We start from the raw sequence: 3658 nt of genomic DNA, 5'->3' as shown, positions 1-3658 counted from the left end.
GAGTTCACCGTCAGCGTCGGCGACCTCTACATCGACTTCAGTAAGCACCGCATCACCCGTGAAACGCTGCGCCTGCTGGTAGACCTGGCCCGAACGGCCGGCCTCGAAGAGCGCCGCGACCAGATGTTCGGCGGCGTGCACATCAACACCTCGGAAAACCGCGCGGTGCTGCACACCGCGCTTCGGCTGCCGCGCGACGCCCACCTGGTGGTCGACGGGCAGAACGTTGTCGAGGACGTCCACAAAGTGCTCGACGCGATGGGTGATTTCACCGACCGGCTGCGCAGCGGCGAGTGGACCGGCGCCACCGGCAAACGAATCACCACGGTCGTCAACATCGGCATCGGCGGCTCGGACCTCGGGCCGGTGATGGTGTATCAAGCGCTACGCCACTACGCGGACGCCGGCATCTCGGCCCGATTCGTCTCCAACGTCGACCCCGCTGACCTGGTCGCAACACTGGCCGACTTAGACCCCGCCACAACGCTTTTCATCGTCGCATCCAAAACCTTCTCCACACTGGAGACGCTGACCAATGCGACCGCGGCGCGACGCTGGCTGACCGATGCGCTCGGCGACGATGCGGTGGCCAAGCATTTCGTCGCCGTCTCGACCAACAAGAAGCTGGTCGACGAGTTCGGTATCGACACCGCGAACATGTTCGGGTTCTGGGATTGGGTCGGCGGACGGTACTCGGTGGATTCGGCGATCGGGCAGTCGGTGATGGCCGCGATCGGCCGCGCGGCGTTCGGGGACTTCCTGTCCGGATTCCACACCGTCGACGAGCATTTCAAGACCGCTCCGCTGGAATCCAACGCACCGGCGCTGCTGGGGCTGATCGAACTGTGGTATTCCAACTTCTTCGGTGCGCAATCGCGGGCGGTGCTGCCGTATTCCAACGACCTGTCGCGGTTCGCGGCTTATCTGCAGCAGCTGACCATGGAATCCAACGGCAAGTCGACCCGCGCCGACGGCACACCGGTCACCACCGACACCGGCGAGATCTATTGGGGCGAACCGGGAACCAACGGGCAGCACGCTTTCTACCAGCTGCTGCATCAGGGCACCCGGCTGGTGCCGGCCGATTTCATCGGTTTTTCCCAGCCCCTTGACGACCTGCCCGACGCCAACGGCACCGGCAGCATGCACGACCTGTTGATGAGCAACTTCTTCGCCCAGACCCAGGTGCTGGCGTTCGGCAAGACCGCCGACGAGATCGCCGCGGAAGGCACACCCGCCGATGTGGTGCCGCACAAGGTGATGCCCGGTAACCGGCCGACCACCGCGATTCTGGCGACCCGGCTCACCCCGTCGGTGCTCGGGCAGTTGATCGCGCTCTACGAGCATCAGGTGTTCACCGAGGGTGTGGTGTGGGGCATCGACTCGTTCGACCAGTGGGGTGTGGAGCTGGGCAAGACCCAGGCCAAGGCGCTGCTGCCGGTGATCTCCGACGACGAGTCACCGGACAAGCAGTCCGACAGCTCGACCGATGCGTTGGTGCGCCGCTACCGGACGGAAAGAGGGCGTACAGGCTAGGCCCCAACAGGTCGGCCCACGAGCTCGGAACCGAATCGCCGCACGAAGGTTCGCAAGCGTTCCACGGTCGCAGTCCGCGGATCACTGAGATGCAACTGCAGCAGTTCGCGGCCCGCGGCATGCAGGATCCGCGCGGTGTATTCCGGCTCATGCAGCGCGGGATTGTGGCGCAGAAGTTCCCTGACAAAGAACTCAAGTACGACGGCCTGGGATTGGGCCAGCCGGGCATACAACTCCGGTGGCGCGCCCTGCGGCGGGAACAGAAACAGCCGCCACGTTGCCGGGTGGGCATCGACGGCGGCCAGCACACCATCGAACGCGAGAACCAGCGACTGATCTTCGGCGGCAGCATCCAACCCCGAGATCGCTTCGGCGAACTGCGCGCCGGCCCGTGCCGCCTCACGGTCGATCAGTTCGACGAACAGCCCCGCCACGTCGCCGAACTTCTGATAGATCAACGACCGATTAATGCCGGCCTGCTCTGCGATGCGGTTCGGTGTTGCCGCGTGAAACCCTTCGGCGTCGACGATCGCGTGGGTGATGTCGAGGATCTGCTCGCGCCGCCCCTCCGCGGACATGCGCCGCCTCGGGTTAATCGCAGTCACACTTGACAGCGTAACCACCACCTTGTGAGTATTACTCACTAACTGTTAGTTAGCCGGAGGTTGTGATGGTCACGTACTACCCCGAACTCGCGCAGCGAGTCCGAAGCCAGCGCGATTTGCAGCCCGACCTCTACGGGAACTTCGACTTCGACCAGCAGCCGGATCGCCTGGCGACGGAGCCCGACGTCGACTCGGCCCTGCCCACCTGGGTCGCCGACCGCGCACCGATCCTGGAAGACGACCGCGTCCTCGAATTGATCAGCACGGCCACCCTGCTCGGCGACGTCGTCGCCGATCCCTATGCGGCGCTGATGGCCACGCACAGCGCCACGCAGCTGATCGACATGCTCAAGAGGGCCTGCCGCAAGGGAATCGAGGTGGTGCCCGAGGCGCCCCCCGAGCTCGTGTCGTTCATCGCCGCGATGGAGGCCGCCCCGGAATGGATCGACTTCGATCTGGTACGCGAAGGCGCGCGGCAGGAGCGCATCCCCGCGGCGCTGCTGGCCCCGTTCATTACACGCGGAGCCTTCATCGCGACCTTCACCAACACCTACGCCGCACTGCCGATGGCCCTGACCGGCGCACTCTCGGGCAAGCGGGCCGCCCGGCGGGTCAACGAGACGGCCAGTTTCTTCGCCGTCACCACCCTGCCCGGTGCGCTGGACCGTTACGGCCCCGGCTTCGAAGCCGCGGCCATGGTCCGGCTGATGCATTCGATGGTCCGCTACAACGCCCTGAAGAAATCCGACAAGTGGGACGTCGCCGTCTACGGGATGCCGGTGCCACAGGTCGACCAGATGCCCGCCGGAATGATCGGCCAGTACCTGTTGGCCCGCAAGGCGCGTCAGCAGGGCCGGACGAAGTTCACCAAAGCAGAGCGCGCCGTCGTCGAATTCGCCAGGTACCGCTGCTTTCTGCTGGGCCTGCCGCCCGAACTCCTGCCCTCAGAACCCGCCGACATCATGCACGTCATGCACGCGCGCTCTGCGCTGCTGCGCCACGGATTCGACGACATCTGCCGCGAACTCGTCAGCGGCACGATGGCGGCCTATCTGCGCCCCGACACCACCCTGTTCGACCGGTGCGCCGAGGCGGTCGAGAAGAGTTTCAGCAAGCTCACGTTCGTCCGCACGTTCTGCGGTGGTGACCGCGACGTCGCCGAGGCCATGGGTGTCTCTCTCGGGTCGACGGATCTCCTGTGGGTCGCCCTCACCGCGCCCTTTATAATCGGACGGTTCACCGCCGTGAGCCAGGCCAGCCGCATCCCTTTGCTTCGGGACATCACCGACGCATACGTCATCGGGCTCCTCAAGCTCCGGCTGGCGACCTACGGTAAGCCCGAATTCACCACCGACGCAGCGCATTACGCACCCGCCGCGCACTGAGTTTCCGGGGCTCGCGGGTAAGAAGGCTTACGCGAATCGCTTGGTCAGCGGGGTCGGCAGTACCCGCATCAGCTGCACCAGTGGCGCCCATGGCCACCGCGGCACCACGGCGCGCCCGGGCTCGCGCTCGAT

At 65.5% G+C, this 3658-nt stretch carries 3 protein-coding genes and 1 pseudogene; 2 read left to right on the top strand and 2 right to left on the bottom strand.

Annotated elements, in window-relative coordinates:
* The coding region (pgi, locus tag ACRDTL_RS01235; protein ID WP_431504906.1) for a glucose-6-phosphate isomerase at positions 1-1536 on the top strand (1536 nt) is incomplete at its 5' end.
* On the opposite strand, the gene ACRDTL_RS01230 is transcribed toward pgi, so the two are convergent.
* Positions 1533-2114, bottom strand: a complete 582-nt coding sequence (locus tag ACRDTL_RS01230) for a TetR/AcrR family transcriptional regulator (RefSeq protein WP_431504907.1) — start codon at positions 2112-2114, stop codon at positions 1533-1535. The two genes, pgi and ACRDTL_RS01230, sit on opposite strands and share 4 nt — an antisense overlap.
* A gap of 92 nt (positions 2115-2206) precedes the next feature.
* Here ACRDTL_RS01230 and ACRDTL_RS01225 point away from each other — a divergent pair, with 92 nt between their 5' ends.
* Positions 2207-3526, top strand: a complete 1320-nt coding sequence (locus tag ACRDTL_RS01225) for an oxygenase MpaB family protein (protein WP_431504905.1) — start codon at positions 2207-2209, stop codon at positions 3524-3526.
* Between the two features lie 27 nt (positions 3527-3553).
* Here the strand turns inward: ACRDTL_RS01225 and ACRDTL_RS01220 are convergent.
* Positions 3554-3658: pseudogene (locus ACRDTL_RS01220) on the bottom strand (SDR family oxidoreductase); the annotation flags it as partial.

This window comes from Mycobacterium sp. (genome assembly GCF_050700595.1).
In the GTDB taxonomy this organism is placed as follows: domain Bacteria; phylum Actinomycetota; class Actinomycetes; order Mycobacteriales; family Mycobacteriaceae; genus Mycobacterium.
Note: the sequence above shows the minus strand (reverse complement) of the source record. Positions and strands in the feature narration are given on the sequence as shown.